27 protein-coding genes and 2 pseudogenes are annotated in these 26,052 nt (G+C 67.7%); 13 read left to right on the forward strand and 16 right to left on the reverse strand.

Features of this window, described 5'->3' with window-relative positions:
- The first annotated feature begins 259 nt into the window (after nucleotides 1-259).
- From ACYQ26_RS02650 to ACYQ26_RS02660, 3 genes are all read left to right on the forward strand, one after another.
- The gene (locus ACYQ26_RS02650) at nucleotides 260-598 is read left to right on the forward strand and encodes a DUF7130 family rubredoxin-like protein (RefSeq protein ID WP_459806784.1); all 339 of its coding nucleotides are present in this window, start codon (nucleotides 260-262) and stop codon (nucleotides 596-598) included.
- A 228-nt stretch (nucleotides 599-826) separates the two neighbouring features.
- Nucleotides 827-1,120: a DUF7130 family rubredoxin-like protein gene (locus ACYQ26_RS02655; protein ID WP_459806787.1), complete on the forward strand. Its 294-nt coding sequence runs from the start codon at nucleotides 827-829 to the stop codon at nucleotides 1,118-1,120.
- A 66-nt stretch (nucleotides 1,121-1,186) separates the two neighbouring features.
- On the forward strand, nucleotides 1,187-2,113 hold the full coding sequence (locus ACYQ26_RS02660; RefSeq protein WP_459806789.1) for a ketopantoate reductase family protein: 927 nt from the start codon (nucleotides 1,187-1,189) through the stop codon (nucleotides 2,111-2,113).
- Between the two features lie 70 nt (nucleotides 2,114-2,183).
- Here ACYQ26_RS02660 and ACYQ26_RS02665 read toward each other — a convergent pair whose 3' ends face one another.
- Both ACYQ26_RS02665 and ACYQ26_RS02670 read right to left on the reverse strand, forming a co-directional pair.
- Nucleotides 2,184-2,546 (reverse strand): NifU family protein, encoded by a 363-nt coding sequence (locus ACYQ26_RS02665; protein WP_459806791.1) that lies wholly within the window; start codon nucleotides 2,544-2,546, stop codon nucleotides 2,184-2,186.
- A gap of 146 nt (nucleotides 2,547-2,692) precedes the next feature.
- Nucleotides 2,693-3,010: a DUF5783 family protein gene (locus tag ACYQ26_RS02670; RefSeq protein ID WP_459806793.1), complete on the reverse strand. Its 318-nt coding sequence runs from the start codon at nucleotides 3,008-3,010 to the stop codon at nucleotides 2,693-2,695.
- 186 nt (nucleotides 3,011-3,196) lie between these two features.
- On the opposite strand from ACYQ26_RS02670, the gene ACYQ26_RS02675 reads away from it, so the two are divergent.
- Nucleotides 3,197-3,607: a hypothetical protein gene (locus tag ACYQ26_RS02675; protein WP_459806795.1), complete on the forward strand. Its 411-nt coding sequence runs from the start codon at nucleotides 3,197-3,199 to the stop codon at nucleotides 3,605-3,607.
- Between the two features lie 58 nt (nucleotides 3,608-3,665).
- Here ACYQ26_RS02675 and ACYQ26_RS02680 read toward each other — a convergent pair whose 3' ends face one another.
- Together ACYQ26_RS02680 and ACYQ26_RS02685 are read right to left on the reverse strand one after the other, a co-directional pair.
- Entirely contained in the window at nucleotides 3,666-4,478 is an 813-nt protein-coding gene (locus ACYQ26_RS02680; RefSeq protein WP_459806797.1) for a DUF7260 family protein, read from the reverse strand.
- Nucleotides 4,475-5,443 (reverse strand): DUF7551 domain-containing protein, encoded by a 969-nt coding sequence (locus ACYQ26_RS02685; protein ID WP_459806799.1) that lies wholly within the window; start codon nucleotides 5,441-5,443, stop codon nucleotides 4,475-4,477. The genes ACYQ26_RS02680 and ACYQ26_RS02685 overlap by 4 nt, the downstream gene beginning before the upstream one ends.
- Nucleotides 5,444-5,850: 407 nt before the next feature.
- Between ACYQ26_RS02685 and ACYQ26_RS02690 the strand changes: the two genes are divergently transcribed.
- The gene (locus ACYQ26_RS02690; RefSeq protein WP_459806801.1) at nucleotides 5,851-6,621 is read left to right on the forward strand and encodes a CehA/McbA family metallohydrolase; all 771 of its coding nucleotides are present in this window, start codon (nucleotides 5,851-5,853) and stop codon (nucleotides 6,619-6,621) included.
- A 32-nt stretch (nucleotides 6,622-6,653) separates the two neighbouring features.
- Here the strand turns inward: ACYQ26_RS02690 and recJ are convergent, their stop codons facing one another.
- The 4 genes and pseudogenes from recJ to hemC all read right to left on the reverse strand — a co-directional run bounded on the left by recJ (nucleotide 6,654) and on the right by hemC (nucleotide 10,983).
- Nucleotides 6,654-8,126: a RecJ family nuclease gene (gene recJ / locus ACYQ26_RS02695; RefSeq protein WP_459806803.1), complete on the reverse strand. Its 1,473-nt coding sequence runs from the start codon at nucleotides 8,124-8,126 to the stop codon at nucleotides 6,654-6,656.
- 106 nt (nucleotides 8,127-8,232) lie between these two features.
- On the reverse strand, nucleotides 8,233-8,991 hold the full coding sequence (locus ACYQ26_RS02700) for a uroporphyrinogen-III synthase (protein ID WP_459807751.1): 759 nt from the start codon (nucleotides 8,989-8,991) through the stop codon (nucleotides 8,233-8,235).
- Between the two features lie 15 nt (nucleotides 8,992-9,006).
- Nucleotides 9,007-9,795 (reverse strand): annotated as a pseudogene (cobA, locus tag ACYQ26_RS02705) (uroporphyrinogen-III C-methyltransferase); the annotation flags it as partial.
- 15 nt (nucleotides 9,796-9,810) lie between these two features.
- Nucleotides 9,811-10,983 carry a hydroxymethylbilane synthase gene (gene hemC, locus ACYQ26_RS02710; RefSeq protein ID WP_459806805.1) on the reverse strand — a complete coding sequence of 391 codons (1,173 nt, stop codon included), beginning with the start codon at nucleotides 10,981-10,983 and terminating at the stop codon, nucleotides 9,811-9,813.
- Nucleotides 10,984-11,209: 226 nt separating this feature from the next.
- Between hemC and ACYQ26_RS02715 the strand changes: the two genes are divergently transcribed.
- A complete protein-coding gene (locus ACYQ26_RS02715; protein ID WP_459806807.1) occupies nucleotides 11,210-11,575 on the forward strand; it encodes a group I truncated hemoglobin in 366 nt (121 codons plus the stop codon).
- Nucleotides 11,576-11,807: 232 nt separating this feature from the next.
- The gene (locus tag ACYQ26_RS02720) at nucleotides 11,808-14,135 is read left to right on the forward strand and encodes a nitric-oxide reductase large subunit (RefSeq protein ID WP_459806808.1); all 2,328 of its coding nucleotides are present in this window, start codon (nucleotides 11,808-11,810) and stop codon (nucleotides 14,133-14,135) included.
- 60 nt (nucleotides 14,136-14,195) lie between these two features.
- Here ACYQ26_RS02720 and ACYQ26_RS02725 read toward each other — a convergent pair whose 3' ends face one another.
- The 5 genes and pseudogenes from ACYQ26_RS02725 to hemB all read right to left on the reverse strand — a co-directional run bounded on the left by ACYQ26_RS02725 (nucleotide 14,196) and on the right by hemB (nucleotide 19,783).
- Nucleotides 14,196-14,891 carry a hypothetical protein gene (locus tag ACYQ26_RS02725; protein ID WP_459806809.1) on the reverse strand — a complete coding sequence of 232 codons (696 nt, stop codon included), beginning with the start codon at nucleotides 14,889-14,891 and terminating at the stop codon, nucleotides 14,196-14,198.
- 267 nt (nucleotides 14,892-15,158) lie between these two features.
- Nucleotides 15,159-16,433 carry a glutamate-1-semialdehyde 2,1-aminomutase gene (gene hemL, locus ACYQ26_RS02730; protein WP_459806810.1) on the reverse strand — a complete coding sequence of 425 codons (1,275 nt, stop codon included), beginning with the start codon at nucleotides 16,431-16,433 and terminating at the stop codon, nucleotides 15,159-15,161.
- Between the two features lie 210 nt (nucleotides 16,434-16,643).
- Entirely contained in the window at nucleotides 16,644-16,976 is a 333-nt protein-coding gene (glnK1, locus tag ACYQ26_RS20465; RefSeq protein ID WP_487247244.1) for a nitrogen regulatory protein GlnK1, read from the reverse strand.
- A gap of 132 nt (nucleotides 16,977-17,108) precedes the next feature.
- Nucleotides 17,109-18,314 (reverse strand): annotated as a pseudogene (locus ACYQ26_RS02735) (ammonium transporter); the annotation flags it as partial.
- Between the two features lie 449 nt (nucleotides 18,315-18,763).
- Nucleotides 18,764-19,783 (reverse strand): porphobilinogen synthase, encoded by a 1,020-nt coding sequence (gene hemB / locus ACYQ26_RS02740; RefSeq protein ID WP_459806811.1) that lies wholly within the window; start codon nucleotides 19,781-19,783, stop codon nucleotides 18,764-18,766.
- A gap of 122 nt (nucleotides 19,784-19,905) precedes the next feature.
- Here hemB and ACYQ26_RS02745 point away from each other — a divergent pair, with 122 nt between their 5' ends.
- The 4 genes from ACYQ26_RS02745 to ACYQ26_RS02760 all read left to right on the forward strand — a co-directional run bounded on the left by ACYQ26_RS02745 (nucleotide 19,906) and on the right by ACYQ26_RS02760 (nucleotide 22,797).
- Nucleotides 19,906-21,165, forward strand: a complete 1,260-nt coding sequence (locus ACYQ26_RS02745; RefSeq protein ID WP_459806812.1) for an MFS transporter — start codon at nucleotides 19,906-19,908, stop codon at nucleotides 21,163-21,165.
- Between the two features lie 99 nt (nucleotides 21,166-21,264).
- Nucleotides 21,265-21,459, forward strand: coding sequence for a hypothetical protein (locus ACYQ26_RS02750; RefSeq protein ID WP_459806813.1), 195 nt, complete (start codon nucleotides 21,265-21,267; stop codon nucleotides 21,457-21,459).
- A gap of 27 nt (nucleotides 21,460-21,486) precedes the next feature.
- Entirely contained in the window at nucleotides 21,487-22,305 is an 819-nt protein-coding gene (locus ACYQ26_RS02755; RefSeq protein ID WP_459806814.1) for a TrmB family transcriptional regulator, read from the forward strand.
- Nucleotides 22,306-22,473: 168 nt separating this feature from the next.
- Nucleotides 22,474-22,797: a 4Fe-4S dicluster domain-containing protein gene (locus ACYQ26_RS02760; protein WP_459806815.1), complete on the forward strand. Its 324-nt coding sequence runs from the start codon at nucleotides 22,474-22,476 to the stop codon at nucleotides 22,795-22,797.
- 226 nt (nucleotides 22,798-23,023) lie between these two features.
- Here ACYQ26_RS02760 and ACYQ26_RS02765 read toward each other — a convergent pair whose 3' ends face one another.
- Both ACYQ26_RS02765 and ACYQ26_RS02770 read right to left on the reverse strand, forming a co-directional pair.
- Nucleotides 23,024-23,188, reverse strand: coding sequence for a DUF6757 family protein (locus ACYQ26_RS02765; RefSeq protein ID WP_459806816.1), 165 nt, complete (start codon nucleotides 23,186-23,188; stop codon nucleotides 23,024-23,026).
- Between the two features lie 56 nt (nucleotides 23,189-23,244).
- Nucleotides 23,245-24,060 carry a PHP domain-containing protein gene (locus ACYQ26_RS02770; protein WP_459806817.1) on the reverse strand — a complete coding sequence of 272 codons (816 nt, stop codon included), beginning with the start codon at nucleotides 24,058-24,060 and terminating at the stop codon, nucleotides 23,245-23,247.
- 150 nt (nucleotides 24,061-24,210) lie between these two features.
- Between ACYQ26_RS02770 and ACYQ26_RS02775 the strand changes: the two genes are divergently transcribed.
- Entirely contained in the window at nucleotides 24,211-24,498 is a 288-nt protein-coding gene (locus tag ACYQ26_RS02775; protein WP_459806819.1) for a DUF5789 family protein, read from the forward strand.
- Nucleotides 24,499-24,656: 158 nt separating this feature from the next.
- Here ACYQ26_RS02775 and ACYQ26_RS02780 read toward each other — a convergent pair whose 3' ends face one another.
- On the reverse strand, nucleotides 24,657-25,676 hold the full coding sequence (locus tag ACYQ26_RS02780; protein WP_459806820.1) for a DUF5784 family protein: 1,020 nt from the start codon (nucleotides 25,674-25,676) through the stop codon (nucleotides 24,657-24,659).
- Nucleotides 25,677-25,777: 101 nt separating this feature from the next.
- Between ACYQ26_RS02780 and ACYQ26_RS02785 the strand changes: the two genes are divergently transcribed.
- A complete protein-coding gene (locus ACYQ26_RS02785) occupies nucleotides 25,778-25,951 on the forward strand; it encodes a DUF5786 family protein (protein WP_459806822.1) in 174 nt (57 codons plus the stop codon).
- The last annotated feature ends 101 nt before the right edge of the window (nucleotides 25,952-26,052 follow it).

The following is a 26,052-nucleotide window of genomic DNA, read 5'->3' on the forward strand; positions in this document are numbered from 1 at the left end:
CCCGCTCACGGCTGCGCCGGTCGCGGTTCCGAGGCGGCAGTGCCGCCTCGCTTCGCTCGCTCGCGGTCGGTGACGGTGTGAACGCCTGCCCTCCCCCGAGTCGCGCGGATCGCCGCAGTCGCGGTAACCGCGCTCCCGGCCACCGTTTGTAACCCGACCGGTATCTCATACTGGCGTTCGTTCGGCTCTCGGACCCGCCAGCGGCCGCTCGCACAATGCGCGCTGTGTCTTTATCCGCATTGGCGGCGGACGTTCGGGCATGGTCGAAACTGGCGAGACACCGGCGAAGGAGGGCGACGCGGAGGCCGTCGAGGAGGTTCACGACATCAACCTGGGACAGAAGGTCTACGACGAGGACGGCAACGCGCTCGGGCGCGTCCGCGGACTCGAACAGAGCGGCTTCTTCGTCACGACCCGCGAGGGCGCCGAAGGGATGAGCGTCGAACACGCCCGCTCGGGTCACGAGTTCGGTGAGGCCCACCTGATGTGGCGCTGCATGGAGTGCGGCCAGATGGGCGACATCGACGACGGGCTGCCCGAGGAGTGCCCGAACTGCGGCACCGAACGGGAGAACCTGATGTACTGGACCGAAGACTGAGCCCCAGCACTCGAGTCCCCTGCCGCACCGGCGCTCGAGCCGCCTTTTTCGCGTCTGCTCGAGCCACGTGTGTCTCTCACGCGAGCGGGCGCGATCGCGACGGAAATCTGGCGGAGAGCCCTGCGTCCGTCGGTCCGGTTCTCTCTCCTGTTCAGGAAACTCGCGGATTCTATATAGCACGTTAGGATTTATGATCGCTCGAGACCTCGTTTTCTAGCGGTGATTCACGTGGCCGAAGAACGACCCCAGCTCACGTTCGGAACAACGGTCTACACCGAGGACGGCACCGAAATCGGCCAGATTCGCGGCGTCGACGAGGACGGCCTCTACATCTCGCTCCGAGAGGGGATACAGGGGCTGAGCGTCGAACACGTCCGCTCCGGCCAGCGCTTCGGCGAGGCCGAACTGATGTGGCGCTGCTGGGAGTGCGGCGAGATGGGCCGCCTCGAGGACGACGTTCCGGACGCGTGTCCGAACTGCGGCGCCGAACGCGAGGAACTGTACTACTGGACCGAGGACTGACGCCGTTCGCCGGGCGGGCGAACGGCGACGAAAACCGTTTTTACCGCGCTCGGTTCACCTCGTGGCATGGACGTGCTCGTGTTCGGCGCCGGAAGCCTGGGAAGTCTCGTCGGCGGCCTGTTGGCCCGCGAGCACGAGGTCACGCTTGTCGGTCGCGAGGATCACGTTACGGCGGTTCGCGAGTCAGGGCTCCGTCTCGAGGACGAGACGGGCGACGCGCCCCTCGAGACGCCGACGACCGTCCGACCAGCCGCGACGACCGACGGACGGCACCGCGAGGCCGACCTCGCGATCGTCGCGGTCAAGGCCTTCGACACCGGGACGGCCGCCGACGCGCTCGCGACGGGCTCGTTCGACGCCGTGCTCTCCCTCCAGAACGGGCTAGGGAACGAGGCGCTCCTCGCGAGCCGCCTCGGCGGTCCGACGCCCGTACTCGCCGGCACGGCGACCTACGGTGCGCTGTACCGCGGGCCGGGTCGGGTCGCCTGCACCGGCGTCGGCGAGATCGCCCTCGGCGCTCGCGATGGCGGCGAATCGCCGGTCGCCGATCGAATCGGTGCGGCGTTTACGGCGGCGGGACTCGAGACGACGGTCGCGACGGACATGCCGCGCCGGCTGTGGAAGAAAGTCGCCGTTAACGCCGGCATCAACGCGGTAACGGCGCTTACGGCGACGAGTAACGGCGCCGTGCTCGAGGCGCCGGCGAACGACGTGGCGCGAGCGGCGACGCGGGAGGCGGCCCGCGTCGCTCGAGCCTGCGACGTCCGGCTGTCGAACCGCGAGGCGGTCGCCGCGATGGAGCGGGTCGCCGAGACGACCGCCGCGAACGCGTCGTCGATGCGCCGGGACCTCGAGTCCGACCGCCGGACCGAAATCGACGCGATAAACGGCGCCGTGGTCGATCGAGCGGCCGAGGAGGGGCTCGAGGCCCCGACGAACCGAACGCTGGCGGCGCTCGTTCGAACGTGGGAGCGCGGCCGGAACCTGCGCTGACCGGGCCGTCGGCTCGCGGACGAGGCGCTACTCGCGAAAAACAACGAAACGGATAGCGTCCGGAGACGACTTAGAACGGCGCTTCGGGGCCTTCGTCGGGCTCGCCGTCGTCGTCGACGGTTTCGCCGGGGAACGACGGCTCCATGCCGCCGCCCATGTCGCCACCGCCACCGTCCATGCCGGTGTGGGCGTTGACCTGCTCGATCTCCGGAATCTCCTTGACCATGCGGCTCTTGATCGCCTGAATCGTCATCGGTGAGATGCCACAACCGCTGCAGGCGCCGCCCAGCGCGATCGAGACCTCGCCGCTCTCGCGGTCCAGGTCCTGAATCGCCGCGCTGCCGCCGTGCATCTGGATCTGCGGGAAGTTGCGTCGCAGGAAGTTCGCGACGCGCTCTTCGAGGTCGTCTCCGTCCTGGGTTTCGGTGCTCATAGAGAGCCCTTGGGCGTGAGTCCCCCTAAACCTTCCGTCCTACCCGTTCGCCGGTCGAGCGAAACGGCCGCGAGAGCCGCCGCGACGGCCGTTCGAGCCGCCGCGATCGCCGCCGGGTCGTCCGCCCGTTCGGGCTCGACGCCGCCTCACTCGAAGTCGAACACTCGTCGAAGCTCCGTCTCGATCTCCTCGACGTGGTTCTCGAGGACCTCCTCGAACCGTTCCTCCTCGACGAGAACGCCGGAAATCCGATCGTACGGGTCGTCGGGGAGCTCTACGCGGAACTCGCCGTCGCCCTCGTAGAATGGTTCGCTCTCGTTCAGGACCTGCTGGTCGATCGCGTGGACCAGTTCGGAGTCGTAGCGGTCGTTCATCCGGTTGAACGCGTTCTTGTACGCCTGCTGGAGTTCCGGGAAGTAGTTGGCGTACTTGTCTTCGAACTTCTCGGGGTCGAAGTCGGCCATACCGGAATACACCGCGAGCGACGACAAAAGTCGGACGATCGGTCGCGGCGAATCGCCGCCGCGACGACCGTTAGGGATTCGTTACCAAGACACTTCGACCCGTTGAATCGGTACCGACCGCCTACAAACCTGACTGCGTACGCAAGCGGAACGAACACCCCCGGCCCAACCGTTAATACGAATCACATGTCCATCGATCAGCGACCCATTCCGTCGGAAGCGTTACCGCCGGGATGGGGCGCCGCAGAACTCCGCGACGGGCGGTTCGCCTATCGATACTGCCAGCCGCCGATCGAACTCGTCGCGGACCGAACCACGACCGACCGCTGTCATCCTCGGCTCGGGCTCGGTTACTGCTGGGAACTGCGCTATCGGTACTCGCTGCGCGATCGATCCGTCTCGGAGGCCATCGGCCGCGTCTCGACCAGACGCGCCGCCGTCGAGGGCCTGCTAAAGAGCATGCGCGAGGTCCACGCCATGGCCGAGTCGATCGAGGATCCGTTCGACGTCTCCGCGATCCTCGAGCGCGTCTCGCTCCCGGCGCTCGTCCCGGACGACCGCTCGAGAACCGCCGCCGCCGACGCCGACGAAGCGTGACGTAACGGCGCCGCTTCGCCGTTTTTACCGCCGCACTGACGACCGACCACCGTCTGCGTCACGCCCGTCGAACCAGGTGGTCGCGAACCGTTCGTTGACACTCCCGGCAGACCCGGTACAGGCGCGTGAGCGTCGCGAGAACCGGATACCGGGAATCGAACGACGCGTACACCGCTTCCACGAGCGTTCGGTACGGCACGTCGTCGGCGTCACGAACCGGCTCCTGTAACCGCCTCTGTCGCTCCTCGAGGACCGTCGTCAGCCGGTCGCAAAACCCCTCGAGCCGGTCGTGTTTCGCCCGCAACTCGTCGAACCCGTACTGCTGCAGCGACTCCGAGGCGGTCGATCGAAGCCACGCGACGATCGGATCGAGGTCGTCGATGAGCGCCTCGAGGCGCTCGGCTTCGGTCTCGAGGGCCGCCTGCAGTCGCTTGGCTTCCAGCCGCCGCGTCGTCGCCGCCTCGACGACGGCGGTTTTCAGCTCCGCGGTCCAGGTCGCGTTCGTCGTCAGCGCGACCGCGATGTCCCGCGAGAACTCCGCCGCGAGCGCCCGAATGACCGACTCCTCGCCGTCGATCTCGACGGTGGTGTTGGGGACGATCGTCTCGAGGAACGTCTGCCGGACGACGGCGCAGGGGTCCGGCGTCGGCCCCGCCCCGGCGACCCGCGACGTCATCGCCGTCGGCGTCGCCTGTGCGACCGGGCCGGCCGCCGTCGCGGCGGGTCCCGCCGGCAGTTCGCGGACGCGAGCGGCGAACGTCTCGAACGCGTCGATCCGGTCCGCGACCGTCGCCCGCTGTTCGGCGACGCACTCGAGCGCGCGGTGGACGTCCGTCGTCGTCGCCGCCGTGTCGTCGGTCTCGGCGGTCACGGTTCGGTCCCCTCCGCGACGCAGATCAGCCCGTCCGCCGCCGCGTCGGTCGTCAACACGAGGCGCCAGTCGTCGTCGCCGAGCGCGTTCGCCTCGCTGACCCCGAGCGGCGGGCGGCGATCGGGTTCCGGTTTCGGTTCCGCTTTCGTTTTCGTTCCCGCGTCCGCTGCCGCCGTCCGCCGGAGCAGGTCGATCCCGATCGGAAGCGTCGGAAACCGCCGCTCGCTGCTCTCCATCGCGTACCCGCGCAGGTAGACGACCCAGGCGTCGCCGCCGGCCTCGAGCGGGCGGCGAACGACCCCGTACTCGGAGATCAGCGACAGCGAGTGTAAGTGCTCGAGGCTCGCTTCGACCGGGTCCTCGATCTCGGCCTCGGCCGCCGACACCTGTACCGGCGACAGGTTCCGCGCCGCCGCCTCGAGCACGCCGACGCGCTCGCTCGGCGCGAGGTGGCGCTCCAGTTCCGTCGCCATGCTCTCGAGCAACACCAGACAGAGGGCGTCCGGGTCGGTCACGGCCTCCGCGGCGGCGAGGTACGTGTCCATGATCGCGCTCTCGGCGGCGGCGTGGTCGCGCGCCGAGAGCGCCTCGAAGACGGCCCCCGAGACGTCGTGGCAGAAGCCGATCAGCGGCTGTCGCCCGCGGTCGGTCACGTCCCGCGAGCGGCCGTCGGCCGACTCGGCGCCGCTCGAGACGGGCGGCGCCCGATCGGTCGCCGGGTCCTGTCCCTCCTGACAGACGACTGGATCGTAAAACGGGAGCTGCGGGTCGTACCGACGCAGCGCGGCCCGGTACTGCTCGGTCGCTCGCACGGCCTCGACCGCGGCTTCGCGGGTGGGAAACCGCTTGCCCGCGACGGGAACCGGCCGCTCGCCGGACCGAGCGCAGACGACGTAGTACTCGCCGCTGTCGCTCGCTAACTGTTCGATCTGCTCGCGTATCTCTCGCAGTGTCGTTCCGACCATGGTACTGGGTTCCTGTGGCGTTCGAGTCGGATCTGGACCCGTTCGTCGCGATCCGCGCAGCAATCGCCTTCGAACCGGCGAGTTCGCTTTCGGATCGCGCCTCGCTCATGATTTAGGCCAACCTAAAGGAAGATAAGTCTACTGGATTTTAGGCGGGCCTAAGAAGCGGGGTATGTCGATAGGTTTCCGTCAGAACCGACGTGGCGACTCTACAGTCCGTTTTCGTCGACCGTGTCCCGATCCTCGCCGCGTAGCCTCCTCGAGTCACGATCGGTCGGCGGCTACGTTGACGGCGTTCGAATGCAGTATAAATCACATTACGATATACCAAATCGATCGTCGCTTCCCGGTCGGCAACACAGCGTTTATGCTGTCCAACGGGCTATTAGCCGTATCTCCCCGCCCCTATGACGACCCAGATTCCGTTCCACATCGATTTTCACGTCCACTCCGACGATTCCTACGACGGCCACGAACCCGTCGAACTCATCCTCGAGCACGCGGCGGACATCGGTCTCGACGGGGTCGTCATCACCGACCACGACGAGATCAGTGAGTCGCTGCGGGCCGCCGAACTGGCCCCCGAGTACGGGTTGATCGGCATTCCGGGGGTCGAGGTCTCGACGAAACACGGCCACCTGCTGGCGATCGGCGTCGAGGAACGTCCCGAGCCCGGCCAGCCGGTCACGGAGACCGTCCAGGCAGTTCGCGACCTCGGCGGCGTCGCGATCGTCCCCCATCCGTTCCAGCGCAGTCGCCACGGCATTCGAAAACGCCACGTCGAGGACGTCGACGCCATCGAGACCTACAACTCGATGCTCTTTACCGGCTACCGGAACCGCCGCGCGAGAACCTTTGCCCGTCGCCGCGACTACCCCGAGATCGGCGCCAGCGACGCCCACTACCTACCCAACGTCGGCAAGGCCTACACCGAGGTGCTCGTGACGCCGAGCGCCGAGAACCCGACCCGCGCCGACATCGACGGCGACGAACTCGTCGAGGCCATCCTCGACGGGCGGACTCAGATCCGCGGGAAACGAACGCCGATCCGCAAGAGCGCCGTCCAGTACGCGAAGGGGGCGGTCCGGAAGGGAACCTTCGTGGTGACCTCCCACGCGCCGCTCGTGCCGACGGTGCCGTCGTCGATGGAGCGCTCTCGCTCACGGTCTCGTTCGTAAGTCGCGGTCGCCCGCGGGAGGCGTCGCTCGGCTCAGGACAGCTGTTCGCCGACGATGTCGTCGGCCAGTTCGACGAACTCCTCCTCGCGACCGATCGGGACGGTCGCTCCGGCCGCGACGTCGTGACCGCCGCCGTCGCCGTCGACGGCCCGGGAGGCCTCGCCCATTACGACCGAGAGATCCAGCCCCTTGCGGACGAGCGAGTGGGTCCCGCGCGCCGAGACCTTGACCTCCTCGTCGTTTTTCTGCGCGAAGGCGACGATCGGCTTCGAGCGGCTGATCCCCTCGTTGCCCATCGCCATCCCCGCGACGATGCCGACGATCGTCTCGCGGATGCGGTCGCCCGCGTGGAACCACTGGACGTTATCCTCGTGAGTCACGCCCTCCCGCGTGACGAGGTCGATCCCCTCCGAGAGGTTCCGCCGGTGGTTTCGCAGGAGGGTCCGGGCCCGCTCGAGCGCGCCCTCGCGGTCGCCGAGACAGACCCCGAGGCCGACGTCGGCCCGCTCGTAGCGGGCGGTCGCGTTCAGCAGCGTCGAGAACTCGCTGGCGTCGCGCAGTTCGGTGCCGACGGGCTCCTCGCAGAGGACGTAGGCGGTGCCGACGAGGCTCTCGATCTTCGTCGCGGGAACTCCCCGCGAGACGGCTCGCTTGACGAGCGCGCTGGCGACGGTCCGCTTTTCCTCGTTCGAGAGGTCGGCCCACCGGCGCCACTCGCCGTCCCGTTTCAACTCGAGGTCGAGGTCCTCGAGGAACTGCAGGGCGCCGGCTTCGTCGTTCGAAATACCCGGAATGCGGACGTCGGTGGCGTACTCGAGCAGTTTCGGGAGCGGCCGGGTCTGCTTTCCATAGAGCGCGAGGTCCTTGCCGGTCTCGAGGACGCCGGCGTCGACGCCCTCGGCGACGATCTGCTCGTTCGCGCCGTGGAGTTCGCCGCCGGAGGCCTGCATGTCGCCGACGGCGCCGACGACCGCGAGGGCCGCGAGGTCGCGGTTGTCGGCGCGCGCGGGCGTTCCTGACTCCGTCGAGACGGCGCCGCCGTCCGCCGCGACCGACTGATCGGCCTCCTCGGCGAGCGCCCGCGCGAGCACGTAGCTCGCGCCGGCGCCCGACAGCTCCGAGGCGCCGTCGATCCCGAACAGGAGCGGATTGAGGTGGTACTCGGTTTCGCGGTCGGCGGGCTGGTGGTGGTCAGCGATGACGGGCGTGAAATCGCCCGCGTCCTCGTGGTCGCCGATGATATCGAGTTGGCCGCTCCCGAAGTCGGTAAAGAGGACGGTGTCGTAGTCGGTCGCCGCAATCGAAGCGACGGCGTCCGCGTCGAGTTGCTTCTCGAAGACCGTCTCGAAGGGGATCGCCGCGCGCTCTAAGGCCTGTGCGGCGATCGCGGCGCTGGTCAGTCCGTCGGCGTCGATGTGCGACGCCAAGAGGACGCGATCGGCCTCGCACAGCCGTCGCGCACAGCGGGTCGCCGGCTCCTCGAGTTCGGGAATCGGCCCAGCCATCGAAGTGTTCTTGGGACGGCTTTCGTGATAAAGTCGCGGACTCCGTCTGCGGCGGTCGATCGGCGCCCGGCGCCGCCTGAACCGTCGGTGCCGCCGGCGCGGCCGGTCAGTCCTCGCGCGTTGCGTCGACGGTCTCGCGCGCGAGCCGCTCGAACGTGGCTTCGCTCGCCACTAGATCGACCGCGATGTCGTGCTCGGCGGCCGTCTGGCGGGTCGGCTCGCCGATGACGCCGACGGTGGCGGCCCCGAGCCCCGCGAGCGCCTCCTCGCGGATGCCGCGCTCGGCGGCGGCCTCGAGGAAGTGTTCGACCGTCAGCGACGAGGTGAAGCAGGCGGCGTCGAGCTCGCCGGCTGCGGCCAACTCCGCCGAGCGGCCGCTATCGTCGGGGCGAACCAGGCGGTAGAGCACCGTCTCGTGGACGTACGCGCCGGCGTCCTCGAGGCCCTCGAGCAGGACGGGGCTGCCGTGGTCGCTGCGGGCGACCTCGACGCGGGCGCCCGCGACGCGGTCTTCGAGCGCGGTAACGAGGCCGCTCGAAGTGAACTCCTCGGGGACGAGGTCGACCGCGTACCCCTCGGTCCGCAGCGCGTCGGCCGTCGCGGGGCCGATCGCGCAGACGGTCTCGTCGGTCGGCTCCCAGCCGGCCTCGGCGACGAGTTCGGCGCCGGTCTTGCTCGTGAAGACGACGTAGTCGGCGTCGGAGCGGGGCGTCGCACCGGTTCCCTCGACGGCCAGCATCGGGTCCGGGATGGGTTCGGCGCCTACGTCTTCGAGCAGACCGACGGCGTCCGCGATGCGGTCGTCGTCGGGACGGAAGACAGCGACCGTCGGCGCGTCGCCGGTCGGTTTCGCCCCTTCCTCCACCCCCTCTATCGCGCGGTCGACGGCGGGCGCGTACTCGTTCTCCAGCACGTCGACCACCGACTCGCGAGTGGCGGCGACGTCGCCGATCACCGTCACGGCCGGCGGCTTGATCCCGACCTCGTCGCGGGCCTCGACGATGGTCTCGAGGGTGCCGGTCGCGACCTGCTGTTCGGGCCAGGTGCCGCGTTCGACGAGCGCGACCGGCGTCTCGGGGTCCATGCCGGCCTCGCGCAGCGCCTCGGTGTAGTCGGGGAGCCGCTTGACGCCCATCAGGACGACGATGGTGCCGCCGGCCTCGGCTAGGGCCTCCCAGTCGATCGCCGACTCGGACTTCGTGGGGTCCTCGTGGCCGGTGACGAACGAGACCGAGGAGGCGTGGTCGCGGTGGGTGACCGGGATTCCGACGACGGCGGGGGCGGCGATCGCCGAGGTGACGCCGGGGACGACCTCGAAGGGGACCCCGTGATTCGCCAGGTACTCCGCCTCCTCGCCGCCGCGGCCGAAGACGAACGAGTCGCCGCCCTTGAGTCGGACCACCTTCTTGCCGTCGCGGGCGTATTCGACCAGCCGCTCGTTGATCTCCGACTGGGACGTTCGCTCGCCCTGGGCGTGCTTACCGACGTACTCGCAGCGTTCGTCGGGCAGCATCCCGATGATTTTCGGCCCCGGCAGCCTGTCGTGGAGGATGACGTCTGCGTCCTCGAGCAGGGCTTTCGCTCTGACGGTCAACAGCCCGGGGTCGCCGGGGCCGCTGCCGACGAGGTAGACGGTGCCGGGTTCGGCCTCGATGTCGCGTGCGTCCATCTCAGTATATCCTACCTATTTCCCCGCGGGCTTATCTTCCGAGGGAACGCCGCCAGTACTGCCGCCATCGGTGTCATCGGCGTCGCCCACGTCGTCGCCTGCGTCCTCCCGCGCCTGCTCGATCAGTTCCGCGGCGCCGCGATCGGCGAGGTCCCGCGCGAACTCGCGGGCGGCCTCGGCGTGGCGCTCGATCGGCAGGTCCCGCGTGCCAGTTACCGACTCCTCGCCGTCGCGGTCGAAGACGCTGACGGCGGCGTGGACGTACTCGCCCTGGACGACCGCGTAGATGCCCACAGGCGCGATACAGCCGCCGCCCAGTTCCGCGAGGATCGTCCGCTCGACGGTCGTCTCGACCCGGCTGCGCGGGTGGTCGATCGCCGACTGGATGTCCCGAGCCGTTTCGCCGTCGGTCGCGGTGACCGCCAGCGCCCCCTGTCCGGGTGCGGGCACGAACGTCGACGTCGGCAGTTCTTGGTAATCGACATAGTGAGCCAACCCGCTGCGCTCGAGGCCCGCGTGCGCGAGGACGATGGCGTCGTACTCGGTCTCGACCTCGCGGCCGAGGGCCTGGCGCTCGAGTTCGGAGAGGTCGTCGAACCACTCGTCGACGGTGCGGTCGTACTCGGGCTCGAAGTCCTCGTCGCCGGTGTTCGCTTTGCGCTCTTTGTCCGCCTCGGAGCGCTTCTGGTGTTCCTCTTGGAGTGCGGGCGCGAGCAGCTTCTCGAGGCGCGTATCCACGTTCCCGCGGAGGGGTTCGACCTCCAGATCGTCCCGCTCGGACAGCAGTTGCGCGCGACGCCGCAGGCTCGAGGTGCCGACGGTTGCGCCCTCGGGGAGTTCCTCGAGGGTCGAGCCGTCGGGGGTGACGAGCACGTCGCCCGGCCGTCCGCGTTCGGGGACGGCGGCGGTCACGAGGTCGTCGGGCTGCTCGGTCGGCATGTCCTTCATCGAGTGGATGGCCCCGTCGAGCTCGCCCTCGAGGACGCGTTCGTCGAGCTCGCGGACGAACGCCCCCGTCTTGCCGAGCCGATGAATGAGCTCGTCTCTGATCTGGTCCCCCGTCGTCTCGACCGTGACGAGTTCCACCTCGTACCGGCGGTCTTCCAGCGCCTCCTTCACCAGGGCGGCCTGTCGCCGGGCGAGTGTGGACCCCCGCGTCGCCAGTCGCAGCGTCCCGCGCGTTCTCATAGGCGCCAGTGGGTGCCTCGGGTATGAAAAGCGCACGCTTGTCCGGCGGTCGGGGACGCCCTCCCGTGACATCGGTCCGCGAACGACGCCGACTGAGTCGTGCAATTCCCCGGAGAGAACGACTCTCATCCGAAACTCTGCCGTTGGGTGAGAATGCCATACATAGTTTTTGCGCAACGTGTTCGGGACGTCATTTATACCTCTTGAAAAGGGTACATATGAGTGGATGACAGACACGCTGTACGATCGACTCGGTGGCGAGGACGGGATCGCCGAAGTCGTCGATCGGTTCTACGATCGCGTCGTCGCCGACGAACAGGTCGCGCACTACTTCGAGGACGTCGACATGCAGAAACAGCGCGCCCACCAGACCCAGTTCATCAGTTCCGTCGCCGGGGGTCCCGTCGAGTACACTGGCGAGGAGATGGAAGCCGCCCACGAGGACCTGGGCATCACCCCCGCGGATTTCAAGGCGATCGCGACCCACCTCGACGAGACGCTCGCGGAGTTCGACGTCGACGAGGAGGATCGGCAGGCCGTTCTCGAGGCCATCGAGCGCTACCGGGACGACATCGTTACGGTTCCGAACTGACGGAGCGAAATCGACCTCGTTTTCGAGCGCTGAGTCCGTTCACGCTCGAGGGACGTCTCCCGTGTCAATCCGCCCGGTTCGGGGAGGTGTCTCTCCTCGAGCCTCGAGGCGACGGCGCAGCACTACATCCCCATTCCCCCTAACCGCTATCCCGAACCCGTTCGCGCGTTTTTCCAGTTCGTAGGAACTCTCGGGCTATTTGACGGGGCATGACGACCGAGTACCGCCCGTCATGCAAGTAACCAGGAAGCGACTCGCCACGTTCCTCGCGGCGATTTTCGTCGTGAACCTCATCGTCATGGGCGGTGGGGCGTGGCTCTCGTACGCGAACTCGCCGGACATCCCCGATCGGATCGTCGGTCCCGACGGCGAGCCGGTCGCGACGAGCGAGGACGTCCGCGACGGGAAGGAAGCCTTCCAGGAGAACGGGCTGATGAACCAGGGGTCGATACTCGGGCGCGGGAGCTACTACGACACCGACTACACCGCCAACACGCTCGAGTTGAAGACCGAGTACATGCGCGAGTACTACGCGCAACACGAGCACGACGCCGCCTACGAGGACCTCGAGGCGTCACAGCAGGCGGCGATCGACGAGCGGGTCCGCCAGGAGCTGCAATCGAGCAACTACGATGAGACGCAGGTCGAATACTCGGCCGCCGAAGCCTACGCCCACGAGCAGGTCCGCCAGGACTACGTCGAGCGCTACCACGAGGGCGACCGCGAGCGTGGCATCCCCGAAGGGCAGATCCAGAGCGCCGAGGCGGCGGAGGACTTCGCCGACTTCGCGCTGTGGACGGCCTGGATCTCCCACACCGACCGACCGGGCTCCGAGGCCTCGTTCACCAACGACTTCCCCTACTCGCCCGCCGCGGGCAACGACGCCGGCGGTCCGGTGATGACCTGGAGCGTTATCGCGATGGTGCTTCTAGTCAGCGGCGCGGGGATCGCCATCTGGCTCTACCAGGCTATCGAACTCCCCGAGCCCGAGGCCGAGGGCGTCTCGATCCCCCACCCGAAGGAGATCGATCTGACGCCGAGCCAGCTGTTGAGCTCCAGGTTCGTCCTCATCGGGGCGCTCCTGTTCGTCGCCCAGACGCTGCTGGGCGGCTTGCTCGCTCACTACTACGTCGAGCGCGACGACTTCTTCGGGCTCCACGAGTTCCTCGGCATCGACATCCTCCAGTACCTGCCCTGGTCGATCGTCCGCACCTGGCACGTCGACCTGGGCATCCTCTGGATCGCGACGATCTGGCTCGGCGCGGGACTGTTCCTCGCGCCGCTGCTGACGGGCCGCGAGCCGCGCAAGCAGGCCCTGTACGTCAAGGGGCTGATCGGCGCCCTGCTGGTCGTCGCCGTCGGCGCGCTCGCGGGCATCTGGCTCGGCATCAACAACTTCTTCGACGGGCAGCTCTGGTGGCTGCTCGGCAACGAGGGACTGGAGTACCTGGAGATCGGGCGCGTCTGGCAGGCCGGCCTGTTGGTCGGCTTCCTCGGCTGGACCGCGCTCGTAGCCCGCGGCTTCAAGCCCTTACTCGATCGCGAACCGCGGTACGGACTGGCCCACATGATCGTCTACGCGGGCGGCTCGATCGGCCTGCTGTTCATGGCCGGCTTCCTCTACACGCCCCGGACGAACATCGTCGTGACGGAGTTCTGGCGCTGGTGGGTCGTCCACATGTGGGTCGAGGGCGTCTTCGAGTTCTTCATCCTCGTGGTGATCTCGCTGACGCTCGTCTCGATGAACCTCCTGCGCAAGCAGTCCGCGGAGAAGGCGGTCATCTTCCAGGCCGCCCTCGTCATGGGTAGCGGCATCATCGGCGTCTCCCACCACTACTGGTGGGCCGGCCTCCCCGAGGTCTGGCTGCCGATCGGCAGCGTCTTCTCGACCATCGAGTTCGTTCCGCTGCTCTTTATCCTCTACGAGGCACTTGGCCAGTACCGCGCCATGGACGGCGCGTCGAAGGACTTCCCCTACCGGATGGTCTTCTACTTCATCGTCGCCTCGAGCGTCTGGAACTTCTTCGGTGCGGGCGTCATCGGCTTCTTCATCAACCTGCCGGTGATCAGCTACTTCCAGAGCGGGACCTACCTCACGGTCGCCCACGCCCACGGCGCGATGTTCGGCGCCTTCGGCTTCCTCGCGATGGGGATGGCCGTCTACATCCTCCGGGTGACCACTCGCGAGTCCCACTGGTCCGAGCGTCGCCTGACCTGGTCGTTCTGGCTGTGCAACGCCGGGCTCGCGCTGATGCTGTTCCTGTCGCTGCTGCCCGTCGGCTTCCTCCAGCTCGAGACCGCGTTCACGCAGGGGTACGCCGCTTCGCGCAGCCTCGAGTTCTACAACAGCGGCATCGTTCAGACGCTGTTCTGGCTGCGCATGCCCGGCGATACGCTGCTGATCGCCGGCGCGGCGATCTTCGCCTGGGACGTGGTCGCGAAGCTACTGTTCCAGCGGAAGCCGACCGCCGAGGAGACGCGCAGCAACGTCATCGCCGACCGGATCTTCGGCGACGACGAGCCGGTCGGACCGGCTGAACCGGTCAGCGACGACGACTGACCGGCTCCTCAAGCGGCTTTCGTTTTGCCTGCGGTCCCTGCACGGCCGGTTTAGGGCCGATTACAGTACGCCCGCCGTTCGTCGTTTGGAGGCGTAGATCCCGACGAGTACCAGGTACATCGAGAGTCCGATCAACGGAAACAGGAACACTGCAAGCAGCGCGACCCACGCCCCTGCAAAGTACGTTACCGGGTTCGGCTGCCAGCCGTCCGCAACGCTCCGGACGTACCCGCAGTCCTTGTAGAGACAGATCGGAAGTCCGGCGGCCAACACGGTCGACAGTTCTCCCCCGACCGACGGCGCGACGGCCGCGATCGCCGTGCCGATCGCGACGAGCGCGAGCAATCCGACGACGCCGTACCACCACGACGAACTCGCCGGCGACGACGCCGTGTACTCGTGTCGTTTGTAGAGGTAGTCTACCGCCGCCAGCCCAGAGAACACGAACCCGAGTATCGGGTACAGGACCGCCGACGGTGTCCACTCGAGGTCGGCCGCTCGCACCCGTTCGCCGTCCTTGTGTACCGCGATCGCGACGACGACCGCGGCGACGAATCCGACGGGGACGAGGACCAGCATGCCGACGCCGGTCACGAGCGCCAGACCGCCTACGCCACCGGCGATTCCTACCGCGGGGGCGAGCAGCAACAGCAGCGCGAAGAACCCGTAGATCGCCGCCGTTCCGAACAGCACGTACTCGAGGGGCCGCAGCCATTTCGAGTCGATACTCCGATGATTCGACGGTGTTGCACCCATACGCTATCGAGCCGAGTTATCGTATAAAAAGCCGGAGACGGTAGCGATCGCGACGGGCCGGTCGTCTCTTATCGATCTCGATAGCGGTAGCCGCCACTGACCGGCAGTGCATACCGATGCTCCATAACCGATCAGTGCGTCAAGAATCTAGCGTCGTCCGCTCGTGGTAGCGGCTTCCGAGACGGCCGCCCGGTTCTATTCGCGGCCGAATCGGATGACCGAATACGACCCGTTCGACTCGAGAACGCGTCGGACGCTACTCGGCAGCTACAGCGCCTCCTTGTACGCCTCGAGGGTCCGCTCGACGTCTTCCTCGGTGTGGCCGTAGCTGACGAACTGGCACTCGAACTGGTTCTGCGAGAGGAAGATCCCCTGCTCTTTCATCTGGCCCCAGAAGATGCGGCGCCAGCGGTCGGTCTCGGCGTTCTTGACGTCGGCAGCGTTCTTCGGCGCCTCGCCGTCGCGGGTGAAGATCACTTTGAACATCGAGTCCGTCCCGGCGACGGTGTACTCGGGCGCTTGATCGGCGACGATCTCCTCGAGGCCCTCGCGCAGGCGGTCGCCGATGCCGTTGACGTGGTCGTAAACGTCGTTCTCGGCGGCGAATTTGAGCGTCTCGAGGCCGGCGGCCATCGTGACGGGGTGGCCGGAGAAGGTGCCGGCCTGGAAGACGGCGCCGGAGGGGGTGAACTGTTCGATGATCTCGGCGCGGCCGCCGATGGCACCGACGGGGAAGCCGCCGCCGATGATCTTCCCGAAGGTCGTGATGTCGGGCGTGACGCCGAACTCGCTTTGGGCACAGCCGAGGCCGCCGACGCGGAAGCCCGTAATCACTTCGTCGAAGATCAGCAGGGAGCCGTGTTCCTCGGTGATCTCGCGGAGGAACTCGTGGTAGCCGTCCTCGGGGTGGACGATGCCGTAGTTGCCGAGGATCGGTTCCGTGAGGACGGCGGCGATGTCGTCGCCGTGCTCCTCGAAGACCTCGCGGACGGCCTCCTCGTCGTTGAACGGGACCGGCAGCGTGTGCTCGGCGAACGATTGCGGAATGCCCGCCGACGACGGTCTGGGATTCTCGGCGTCGCCCTCGACCAGCGTCGACTCCTGGGCGCCGTGATAGCCGCCCTGGTTGACGACGATCTTGTTCCGGCCGGTGTAGCCCCGCGCGAGCCGGACCGCCGACGTCGTCGCCTCGGTCCCGGAGTTGACGAACCGGATCTTCTCGACGCTCGGCACGTGGCGGACGACGAACTCCGCGAGGTCGACCTCGATCTCCGTCGGCGTGCCGTACATCGGGCCCTCGCTGGCTTTCTGCTGAATGCGGGCCTGAACGGGTTCGGGCAGATCGTGGCCCAAAAGCAGCGGGCCGAGTCCCATCACCCAGTCGACGTAGCGGTTGCCGTCCGCGTCGATCACGTGGCCGCCGTCGCCCTTCTGCACGAAGAACGGGTACGGTTCGATCGCCGCTCGCACGGCGGAGTTGACGCCGCCGGGCATGACCGACAGCGCTCGGTCGTACAGCTCGCGCGAGTTGTCTTCGTTCATAGCCGGCCCTAGGAAACGCGGCGGCAAAGTAGTACCGAGGTCCGCTCGCAGCTCTCCCGAACATGATAGCCGGCGCTCGAACTCGAGGCGGAACTGGAACCGATCGAGCCGAAATCCGGGTTCGCCGCTCGAGCAGCGGTCGCGGACACGGCGTTCCGGGTGTCGGTGTCAGCGGCGACCGACGCGGGTGCGGGACGCGGTCGGTCGAGCTTAGACCGCGTCCTGGCCGGTCTTGCCGGTGCGGACCTGGTAGGCGCTCTCGACGGGGATCACGAAGATCTTCCCGTCGCCCGGTTCGCCGGTGTTGGCGGCCTCGCCGATCGCGTCGACGACCTCGTCGGCCGGGATGTCGGCGACGACGCACTCGATCTTGACCTTCTGGTGGAGGTCGACCGTGTACTCCTCGCCGCGCCACTGGCCCTTCTTCGCGGGCTGGGAGCCCCGTCCGGAGACGTTGGTGACGGTCAGCGACGGCGCGCCGACCTCGGCGAGGGCCTTCTTGACGTCGCCCAGCTTGTCAGGGCGGATGATCGCAGTGACCATCTTGATCTCGCCGCCGTTGGGTTTGCCCCCGTCGGCGCGAATGATCTCGTCTACCTCCGCACCGCCGTCGGTGCGAAGTTCGCCGCCGTCGGTTGCGACGTCGGGTTCGCCGAACTCGGGGTAGGTGTCGACGCCGTGTTCGGAGACGTCGAGCCCTTCGCGCTCGTGTTCGGGCGTGACGCGGGCCTGGCCCGCAGCCTTGAACGCGAACCAGATCAGGCCGGTCGCGACGACCGTCCAGGCGGTGATGACGGCGACGCCGATGACCTGGGCGACGAACGCGGTCGGAACGCTCTCGACGACGCCTGGCGCGGCGACGAACGGGAACAGCAGCGTTCCGAGGATCCCCGCGGAGCCGTGGACGGGGAAGACCGCGCAGACGTCGTCGATCTTCAGGTACTGCTCGACGAACTCGAAGACCAGCGGTAGCTGTACGCCGGCGAGCCCGCCGACGACGAACGCGCCCCACCACGCGGTGGTGTCGGGGATCGCGGTGATCGCGGCGAGGCCGGCCAGCAGCCCGTTGGCGACGTACAGGGTGTCGACCTTGCCGGTCTTGAGCCAGGCGACGAGTCCGGCGCCCATCGCGCCGCAGGCCATCGCGACCGTCGTCGTCAGGGCGACGCGACCGAGCTGGTCGCCGAGGAACGCGCCCTCGCCGATGATCGCCGAGGTGCCGACGTTGAAGCCGTACCAGCCGAACGCGAGGATCAGCGTGCCCAGCGCGGCGAAGGTCAGCGAGTGACCGGGGATGACGTTCGCGGTGCCGTCACTGTTGTACCGATCCATGCGCGGGCCGAGGATCCACGCGGCGGTGAGGCCGGCGATGCCGCCCATGCCGTGGACGATCATCCCGCCCGCGAAGTCGTGGAACACGACGTCGCCGTACGCGATGTGCCCGCCGGCCCACGTGAGGCCGGTGACGACCGGGTAGATCACCGCGGCCAGCAGGAAGGTGTAGGTGACGTACGCGCGAAGCTTCGCGCGTCCGGCGACGGCTCCTGACACGATGGTCGCCGCCGTCATGGCGAAGACGGCCCCGTACAGCCAGTCCATCCAGCTCGCCGCGTCGCTCTGGAACTGGAACGCGAGGCCGTTTCCGGCGACGAGCCCCTCCACGGTGGCGCCGATCAGGAAGAACACCGTCACGCCGACCGACCAGGTCAGCAGGTTCTTCGTCAGCTGGTTCGCCACGTTTTTCGAGCGTACCTGCCCCGCCTCGAGCATGGCGAAGCCGGCGTGCATGAAGAAGATCAGGAACGTGGCGACCAGGATCCAGGTGTAGTTGATCGCCTCGGTCAGCATCTCGACGTCGGTCTGGAGGACGGTCGGTTCCATCACTCCCACACCTCCGTTAGTTCCGCAGTGTCCTCATCAGTCTGTAGACGAATGTCCACGTATGGGCCACTCGAGTTCATGGTTGTCTTCTGAATCACGTTTGATGCCGACGGACTATCTTAATATAAGGATTAGCGTTGACATGCGTCTGGAAATGGTCTGGTAATAGGGACAACCGAACAAATCTAGAGGTAATTTAATGTGTATAAGGCTGTTGAGCGTCGAGTGTCTTTCTCGTCGTGGTTATATATTCGACGTTCGTCAATCGAAATTAGGTCGGGTTTCTCCCGGAGCGGCGCCGAAACGCCGCTCGAACCGCCCTCGTCGGCTCGCGCGCGGCAGATGTTGCCGGTCGCACGTCGAGCATCGCACCCCGATGGACGTTCGTCCGAATAGCCCGGGTTGTCGGGGGTAATTCGGACTCCAAAATCCCGCACTCGCGTCCCGATCTACAGTTCCGACGCGACATCCTCGGCGAAGTAGGTGAGAATCAGATCCGCGCCGGCCCGCTTGATCGACAGCAGCGACTCCCGGGCGACCTCCTCTAAGTCGAGCCAGCCCTTCTCGGCGGCCGCGTGGAGCATCGCGTACTCGCCGGAGACGTTGTAGGCGGCGACGGGGTGGTCGAACTCCCGGCGGACGGCGCTGACGACGTCGAGGTAGGGTAAAGCGGGTTTGACCATCAGCACGTCGGCCCCTTCCTCGGCGTCGAGGCGGACCTCCCGCAGCGCCTCGCGGGCGTTGGCGGGATCCATCTGGTAGTGGCGGCGGTCGCCGAACGAGGGTGCGCCGTCGGCGGCGTCGCGGAACGGCCCGTAGAAGGCGCTCTCGTACTTGGCCGCGTAGCTCATGATCGGCACGTGCTCGTAGCCCGCGTCGTCGAGTCCCTCGCGGATGGCGCCGACCATGCCGTCCATCATGCTGCTCGGGGCGACCATGTCGGCGCCCGCCTCGGCGTGGGAGACGGCGGTTCGTGCGAGCGACTCGAGGGCGGCGTCGTTGTCGACGGTCAGCGTCGGGTCCGGATCGTGATCGCAGGCGGGTCCATGCTCGTGGTCCTCGCCGCGCAGTTCCTCCTCGAGCGGGCCGCAGTGGCCGTGGGTCGTGTACTCGCAGAGGCAGACGTCGGTGATGACGTAGGCGTCCGTCTCGTCGGTGACCCGTCGCGTAGCCTCCTGAATCACGCCGTCGTCGGCCCAGGCGCGGGTGCCCTCGGGATCCTTCGACTCGGGGATGCCAAAGAGCATGACCGCCTCGACGCCGGTCTCGAGGACTTCCTCGACGCGGGCGACGGCCTCGTCGAGCGGCACGCGCTCGTGGCCGGGCATCGACTCGATGGGGCGGCGCTCGTCGGTCGTCGCGTCGACGAACACCGGCGCGATGAAGTCGGTCGGCTCGAGGTTCGTCTCGCTGACGAGCCCGCGCACGCCGTCCTGCCGGAGCCGTCGCGGACGGTGAGTGAGGTTCATGTACGCCTCTAGCGAGGGCCGAGTCAAAAGGGGCGCGCTCTTTCGGGGGCGGTTGGGGGAAGGGACGGAGGGAGCGGCGGACGGACGCGGTGCCGTCGGCCGTCTTCTCCGCCCGCCGGTCCGTGCTGGCGACACGCTCATCCGTCCGGGCCGACGGATACGTCGACCGGATGGAGTACGACAATTCGGGCGGGCAAACGGCGACGGCACAGCGGTGGCGCTACCGTGAGACCGTGCTCGCGCTGTCGACGCTCGCGTTTTTCGGGACCATGGCCGGCCGGGTCGCGATCAGTCCGGTCGTCCCGCGGATCACCGCCGATTTCGGCGTCTCGAACGCGACGATCGGCCTCGCCCTCTCGGGGATGTGGATGGCCTACTTCCTCTCGCAGTATCCCAGCGGCATCTTCGCAGACCGCTACGGCGAGCGGCCGATCATCCTCGTCTCGCTGGGCGGGACGGCGGTCGCCTGCCTGTTCCTCGCGCTGGCGCCGACCTTCACCGCCTTCGTCGGCGGGACGGTCGTCCTCGGCGCCGTCGCCGGCCTCCACTACAGCGTCGCGACGACGCTGTTGACCAAGACCTACGACGACCTCGGAACCGCGATCGGCGTCCACAACAGCGGCGGGCCCGCCGCCGGCCTCGTCGCGCCGCCGATCGCGGCCTGGATCGGCGTCCGCTACGGCTGGCGGCCGGCCGTCGCCGTCGGCGCCGCGGTCGCCCTGCCGGTCTTCTACCTGTTCGCTCGGCGGGTGCGGCCGACGCCGCCGGATCGCCCCGACCAGCCCATGCGCGAGCGGTTCAACCTCGAGCCCGCCCTCGAGTTGCTCACCCGGCCGTCGATCGCCTTTCCGATCTGTCTCGCGATCGCGGGCGCGTTCGTCTGGCAGGCGACGGCGTCGTTTCTCCCGACCTTTCTGGTCGAGTACCGCGGGAAGTCGACGCCGTTCGCGGGCGCCGTCTTCGCGGCCTACTTCGTCGTCCAGGCGGTCACGCAGGTCGGCGTCGGCGCGATCTCGGACCGGTTCGGCCGGGACGTCGCGACCGCGGGCTGTATGGTGCTGGCCGCGGCCGGGTTCGGACTGCTGATCGCCGTCCCCGGCGTCGTCGCCGTCGCGGTGGCGACGATCCTGCTCGGGATCGGGCTCGGCTGGGGCGCGGCGCTGTTGCCGCGCTTTATCGACGTCCTCTCGAGCGTCGAGCGCGGGGTCGGGTTCGGACTGATTCGGACCGTCTACGGGATCGTCGGCGCGACGGGATCGGCCGGGACCGGCCTCGTGGCGGATCTGGTCGGGTGGGGCGTCGCCTTCGCCGTCCTCGCCGGCCTGCTCGCGCTGGTGGTCGTCGCGCTCGCGCTCAATTGGGCGCTTTCGCTCGGCTACTGAGCGCCGGTGCTGGCGCTGGTGTTCCGATCGGAGTACCAGCGTGCGTGCGCCCGTTGCAGTCCGACCTCGCTTATCTATCCGGGCGCGCTTCGTCCGACAATGGCGGACCCACGACGGAAAGCGGCGGCGCGCTGCACCGACTGCAACCGGGCGATCGCGGTCTGGGTGCCCGCGAGCGGCGGCCCCACGCCGATCGGGAGCGTCGAGGGCTGCCCCTGCGGGAACGACGCGTTTCGATTGCTCGTGGCGGCGACCGACCGGCCCGGGCCGTCCAAGGAAGGCCTCGAGTTTTAGCGTCGTGGCGCCTATCTCTCTAGAAAGATGGCCAGTAGCGACGCTGAGGAAGCCGTCGGCGCCCTCGAGGAGCTCGGACTCACGGAGTACGAGGCGCGGTGCTTCGTCGCACTGACCCGCATCTCGTCGGGCACGGCCCGAGAAGTCAGCCAGGTCGCAGACGTGCCGCGATCGCGGGTGTACGACACGATCGAGCGCCTCGACCGGAAGGGACTGGTCGAGGTGCAACAGACCGACCCCCGCGAGTACCGGGCGGTGGCCGTCGAGACGGCGTGTCGCCGCATCCGCGAGGACTACGACTCGCGGATCAACGTCGCCGAGAACGCGCTCCAGCAGGTCGAGGAGCCCACCGCCTCGGACGACGAAGGGATGTGGTCGATCACCCAGAAGGAGCACGTCACCGATCGGGTCGTCACCTTCCTCGAGGAGGCCGAGGAGACGGTCCACTACCTCGTCGCGGCGCCGTCGGTCGTCGAACGCCGAATCCGCGAGGCGCTGCGCTCGGCAGCCGAGCGCGGCGTCACGGTGTACGTCGAAGTGCCCTCGGCGGACGTTCGGGACGAGTACGCCGAGGCGATTCCGGACGCCGAGATCGTCGTCGCCGCGGACCTCGAGTCGACGAACGAGGTCTACGACGAGTGGCCGGGACAACTCCTGATGGTCGACCACCGGTCGATCGTCGCGGCCGGCGTCAAGGACGGCGATCTCCCCGACGTCGTCCAGGAGATGGCGGTCTGGACGTACGGCCGCGATCACGGGCTCGCCGTCTGGATCCGCGAACTGCTCGACGACCGGATCGGCCGACTCGACGAACCGCCCCGCAGCGAGGATCCGCGCGGGCAGTAACCTCGCGACGCTACTCGCTCGACCGCTCGAGAATGAAATTCGGCCGAGGCGTGCTCCAGTCCAGCGCCGTTTGCCCGAACCGATTCGGCCGCCGAACGACGGGCGATCGCTCGAGCGTCCCCCGATTCCGCACGTTTAAGTGCGCGACGGCCGTTTTCACTCGGTAACATGGCTATCGATCCGCAGTTCCACGAAAACCGCGACCAGGTCGACGAGCACGAGGGCCACGCCGTCTGGGGGCCGGTCGACGAGCCCGAGGAGCTCGGCATCCACGGCACGCACGTCGCGGTCGACTTCGACATCTGCCTCGCCGACGGCGCCTGCCTCGAGGACTGCCCGGTCGACGTCTTCGAGTGGGTCGACACGCCGGGCCACCCCGAGAGCGAGCGGAAGGCCGACCCGGCCAACGAGGCCCAGTGCATCGACTGCATGCTCTGCGTCGACGTCTGCCCCGTCGACGCGATCGACGTCGACGCCGGTCGCACGGCCTGACCGGTCGGATCGTCCCTCGAGTGAGCGTCGAATTCGACTCGGATCACCTCGTCCTCGAGATTGCTCGAGTACCCGCGGTCTCGCGTCTCCGTTCGGTCCCGTCGCTGATCGGTTCGTTCTCGAGCGGTCGAAAAGCGAACAGAACGCGATCGGTCGTCCGCCGTACGTCGTCCCGCAATCGGTCGCGTTGCTTCGCGGTTGGCGGATCGTCTCGCCGCGGCTTCCCTTACTCGGCTCGGTCGACGTCGACTTGCTCCTTGAGTTGTTCGAGCCCGTCCGCTTCGGCGAGTTCCTGCAACCGCTCCCGGAAGTGCTCCTCGCACAGTCCAACCTTCAGCCCGTCGGATTCTGCTGCGAAGGCGGCTTCGCGGTCGCAGTAGTGGCACTGCATACACACGTGTACGACCTGCGGCGCATTGAACCCTCCGCTATCGGCCGCAATTCCCGTTACTCAGAAGATAATTCAAGCCGCTCGTAGGCGTCGCGTGTCAGTCCGGCGATCCCCAGCACGTCCTCGTGGGCGTCGCTGCCGCCGGTCGCGAGCAGGTCGTGGCGGTCGATCGCCCGCTCGACGATCCCGCGGTCGACGTCGCGGTCGTAGGGATACCACAGTTCGACGGCGTCGAGGGCGGCCGTCAGCGCGAGCGCGCGCTCGGGGTCGGGATACCGGAGCGGATGGGCCAGCGAGACGAGCGAACAGGCCGCCGAGAGCACCCGCCGCCCACGCTCGAAGGAGGGGATCTCCCGCGGGACGTAGCAGGGGTCGTCGTTCCCGATGAGGTCCGCAAATGCGCCCTCGTAGTCGTACGCCGTCCCGGGATGAGCGTCGATCGCCCGCGCGACGTGAGGTCGGCCAAATCCTTCGTCGATCGCGACGTCGAGGTCGATCCCCAGCCGATCCTCGACGCGCTCGACGATCTTCCGGCCGCGCTCGATCCGATTCGTCTGGATCTCCTCGACGAGCCCCTCGAGGGCGGGCGTCGGCTCGACGCCGTAGCCGAGGAGGTCGACGCGTTGGCCGCCGACGCGGGCGTCGGCCACGCGGTCGGCGGTCGCCGCGCCGACTTCCACGCGGAGTTCGATCCCGTTGACGATCGTCACGCCCTCGCGCTCGACGATCGGCTCGTCGACGGGCTGCAGGCGGTCGTGGTCGGTCAGCGCGACGACCTCGACGCCGGCGCGACGGGCGGCCGCGGGGACTTCCGCGCGCTCGAGGCTGCCGTCCGAGCGGGTCGTGTGGACGTGCAGATCCGCGTAGGGCATGGCTCACTCGAACGGGCCCGCCCGGAAAGGCGTTTCCTCGCGCTCACACCGCGAGACGCCGTGCCATATTAGGAATATAATCCCCATTGGCTCGCTAGAAAACCATTATGGACAATGTTTATAATCATTGTTCACAGAGGATTGGGTGTAATGCTGCTAAACGGCACCGGCGAAGTCATCGACGACTACGACTACCCCGCGACGACCGAGGAACTGATCGCAGACTGCGGCAACCACACCCTCGAGCTCCCGAACGGGAGCGAACAGGTCTGCGACGTACTCGATCGTCTCGAGTCGGAGACCTTCGAGACGCCGGAAGACGCGCGGTTCGCTATCTACACTGCGGTGAGCGACAAGGCGGTCGGTCGCGTCGGGTACAGCGACCGGGACCCGACCCCGGTCGGGAGTCCGTACTCGCCTGACGCCGTGTCGTTCTAGCGAACTTTTTCCGCGTCGGGTTCGCCTTCGGCGAGCCCTCGCGCAAAAACTTCGATGAAAAAGTGCCGAGCGCGCCGACGGCGCGCTCGGAGAAACCGCTCGCGACGCGAGCGGTACACGACTTCCTCCTGTTACGGAACAGCACCGCTCCGCAGCGGTTAGTCTAGAAACTCGATCGCATTCTCGAGCGCGAGCGGCACCGAACCCTTTCGGTAGCCTTCGACGTGGCCGTTCGGCCGCGCTCGGTAGACGACCGCGGGCCGGTGGCGCACGTCCGGCTGTTCGCCGCGGACCGCTGCCCAGCTGTCGTCGCGGAAACTCGAGCAGTCGACGAAAAGCACCGCGCCGCCGCCGTGTTCGGCCAGCTGGCCGTTCGTCTTCGTCTCGGCCGTGTCCCGGACGGCGGCGACGGGGCCGTTCGCCGCGCGGTCAGCCGGCGGCTGCGGCCGGGTGACCTCGACGAGGACGTTCGTGTTCGTCGCGGGGTCTTTCGCGCGGAAGTCCAGCGAGTGACCCGTCGTCACCTCGATCTCGGGGACGACCTCGTAGCCGGCGTCGGTGAGGATCTTGGCGGCGATGAACTCGCCCATCGTGGCGCTCATGCGGACCCGATCGACGTGGTTGCTGGTGCCGAGCTTGCCGGCCATCACGTGTCGGTAGTCGTCCAGCGCGCCGGTCGAAAGGAAGTCTTCGAAAAACTGGGTCGTCTCGCGGCGGCCGGCGTCGGGGAAGCCGGCGGCGTACTCGCGGAAGAACGCGCGCGTCGATTCTCGGCCGTCCTTGGACATGAACACGGGCAAGAAGAACCACGAGAGGTGCGGGTAGTCGGCGAGCCAGGGATCTTCGTCGTGGAGGGTCGCGAGCAGTTCCCGCTGGGTCCACCGGGCGACGTGGTAGGGGACCTCGTCCCAGCCGAACTTGTCGGTTCGCCACAGCGAGGACGGCGTTTCCGTGTTCCCCATCCAGTAGCCGCCGTCCCCGTCGCCGCCGTGTGCGAACAAGGCGAGGTCGCCGTTTTGCATCTCGAATCGGTGCGTCGTCCAGTCGGCGCCGATCTCGAACCGCGGCGCGACGGCGCGGGCGCCGATGTTCGACCGGAGCGGCTGTAAAATGTCCTGTCGGACCCGCTGCTCGCTCCAGGTCTCGGGCGAGTAGCGAAAGCGAAGCGGCTGTGCCACGGGATTCCTACGCCGCGGGCGGCCATACGTTTTACGCGCCGGTATGACATGAATGACCGTTACATTGATGTACGAGACGCGACTACATGTGTATACTTACCATGTCAATGGGTGCCTATGACGAGGATGAACACGAGCGACGCGAACAGCAATCCTCGAGGGTGGACGCCGATTTCGACGACGAGCGGACGATCTACCACGGCGAGGTCGAGTACGACTCCGGCGAGTCCACCGAGGAACTCCTCGATCAGTTCGAGCAGATCAAGTCGAAGTAGCCGAAGTAGCGCCGATCGCCGTTTCGAGCGACGGGTCTCCCCCTCTCTCCGTGGCCGCTGCGGTCCGCAGTAACGGCGGCGGATCTCTCAGCCGGGAGCGA

It is taken from the genome of Halopiger thermotolerans (genome assembly GCF_054654555.1).

Coding starts and splice junctions, on each gene's coding strand:
- ACYQ26_RS02650 (WP_459806784.1), top strand. CDS start 260: ATGGTCGAAACTGGCGAGACACCGGCGAAGGAGGGCGACGCGGAGGCC.
- ACYQ26_RS02660 (WP_459806789.1), top strand. CDS start 1,187: ATGGACGTGCTCGTGTTCGGCGCCGGAAGCCTGGGAAGTCTCGTCGGC.
- ACYQ26_RS02665 (WP_459806791.1), bottom strand. CDS start 2,546: ATGAGCACCGAAACCCAGGACGGAGACGACCTCGAAGAGCGCGTCGCG.
- ACYQ26_RS02670 (WP_459806793.1), bottom strand. CDS start 3,010: ATGGCCGACTTCGACCCCGAGAAGTTCGAAGACAAGTACGCCAACTAC.
- ACYQ26_RS02675 (WP_459806795.1), top strand. CDS start 3,197: ATGTCCATCGATCAGCGACCCATTCCGTCGGAAGCGTTACCGCCGGGA.
- ACYQ26_RS02685 (WP_459806799.1), bottom strand. CDS start 5,443: ATGGTCGGAACGACACTGCGAGAGATACGCGAGCAGATCGAACAGTTA.
- ACYQ26_RS02690 (WP_459806801.1), top strand. CDS start 5,851: ATGACGACCCAGATTCCGTTCCACATCGATTTTCACGTCCACTCCGAC.
- recJ (WP_459806803.1), bottom strand. CDS start 8,126: ATGGCTGGGCCGATTCCCGAACTCGAGGAGCCGGCGACCCGCTGTGCG.
- hemC (WP_459806805.1), bottom strand. CDS start 10,983: ATGAGAACGCGCGGGACGCTGCGACTGGCGACGCGGGGGTCCACACTC.
- ACYQ26_RS02715 (WP_459806807.1), top strand. CDS start 11,210: ATGACAGACACGCTGTACGATCGACTCGGTGGCGAGGACGGGATCGCC.
- ACYQ26_RS02720 (WP_459806808.1), top strand. CDS start 11,808: ATGCAAGTAACCAGGAAGCGACTCGCCACGTTCCTCGCGGCGATTTTC.
- ACYQ26_RS02725 (WP_459806809.1), bottom strand. CDS start 14,891: ATGGGTGCAACACCGTCGAATCATCGGAGTATCGACTCGAAATGGCTG.
- hemL (WP_459806810.1), bottom strand. CDS start 16,433: ATGAACGAAGACAACTCGCGCGAGCTGTACGACCGAGCGCTGTCGGTC.
- glnK1 (WP_487247244.1), bottom strand. CDS start 16,976: ATGGTCACTGCGATCATCCGCCCTGACAAGCTGGGCGACGTCAAGAAG.
- hemB (WP_459806811.1), bottom strand. CDS start 19,783: ATGAACCTCACTCACCGTCCGCGACGGCTCCGGCAGGACGGCGTGCGC.
- ACYQ26_RS02750 (WP_459806813.1), top strand. CDS start 21,265: ATGGCGGACCCACGACGGAAAGCGGCGGCGCGCTGCACCGACTGCAAC.
- ACYQ26_RS02755 (WP_459806814.1), top strand. CDS start 21,487: ATGGCCAGTAGCGACGCTGAGGAAGCCGTCGGCGCCCTCGAGGAGCTC.
- ACYQ26_RS02760 (WP_459806815.1), top strand. CDS start 22,474: ATGGCTATCGATCCGCAGTTCCACGAAAACCGCGACCAGGTCGACGAG.
- ACYQ26_RS02765 (WP_459806816.1), bottom strand. CDS start 23,188: ATGCAGTGCCACTACTGCGACCGCGAAGCCGCCTTCGCAGCAGAATCC.
- ACYQ26_RS02770 (WP_459806817.1), bottom strand. CDS start 24,060: ATGCCCTACGCGGATCTGCACGTCCACACGACCCGCTCGGACGGCAGC.
- ACYQ26_RS02775 (WP_459806819.1), top strand. CDS start 24,211: ATGCTGCTAAACGGCACCGGCGAAGTCATCGACGACTACGACTACCCC.
- ACYQ26_RS02785 (WP_459806822.1), top strand. CDS start 25,778: ATGTCAATGGGTGCCTATGACGAGGATGAACACGAGCGACGCGAACAG.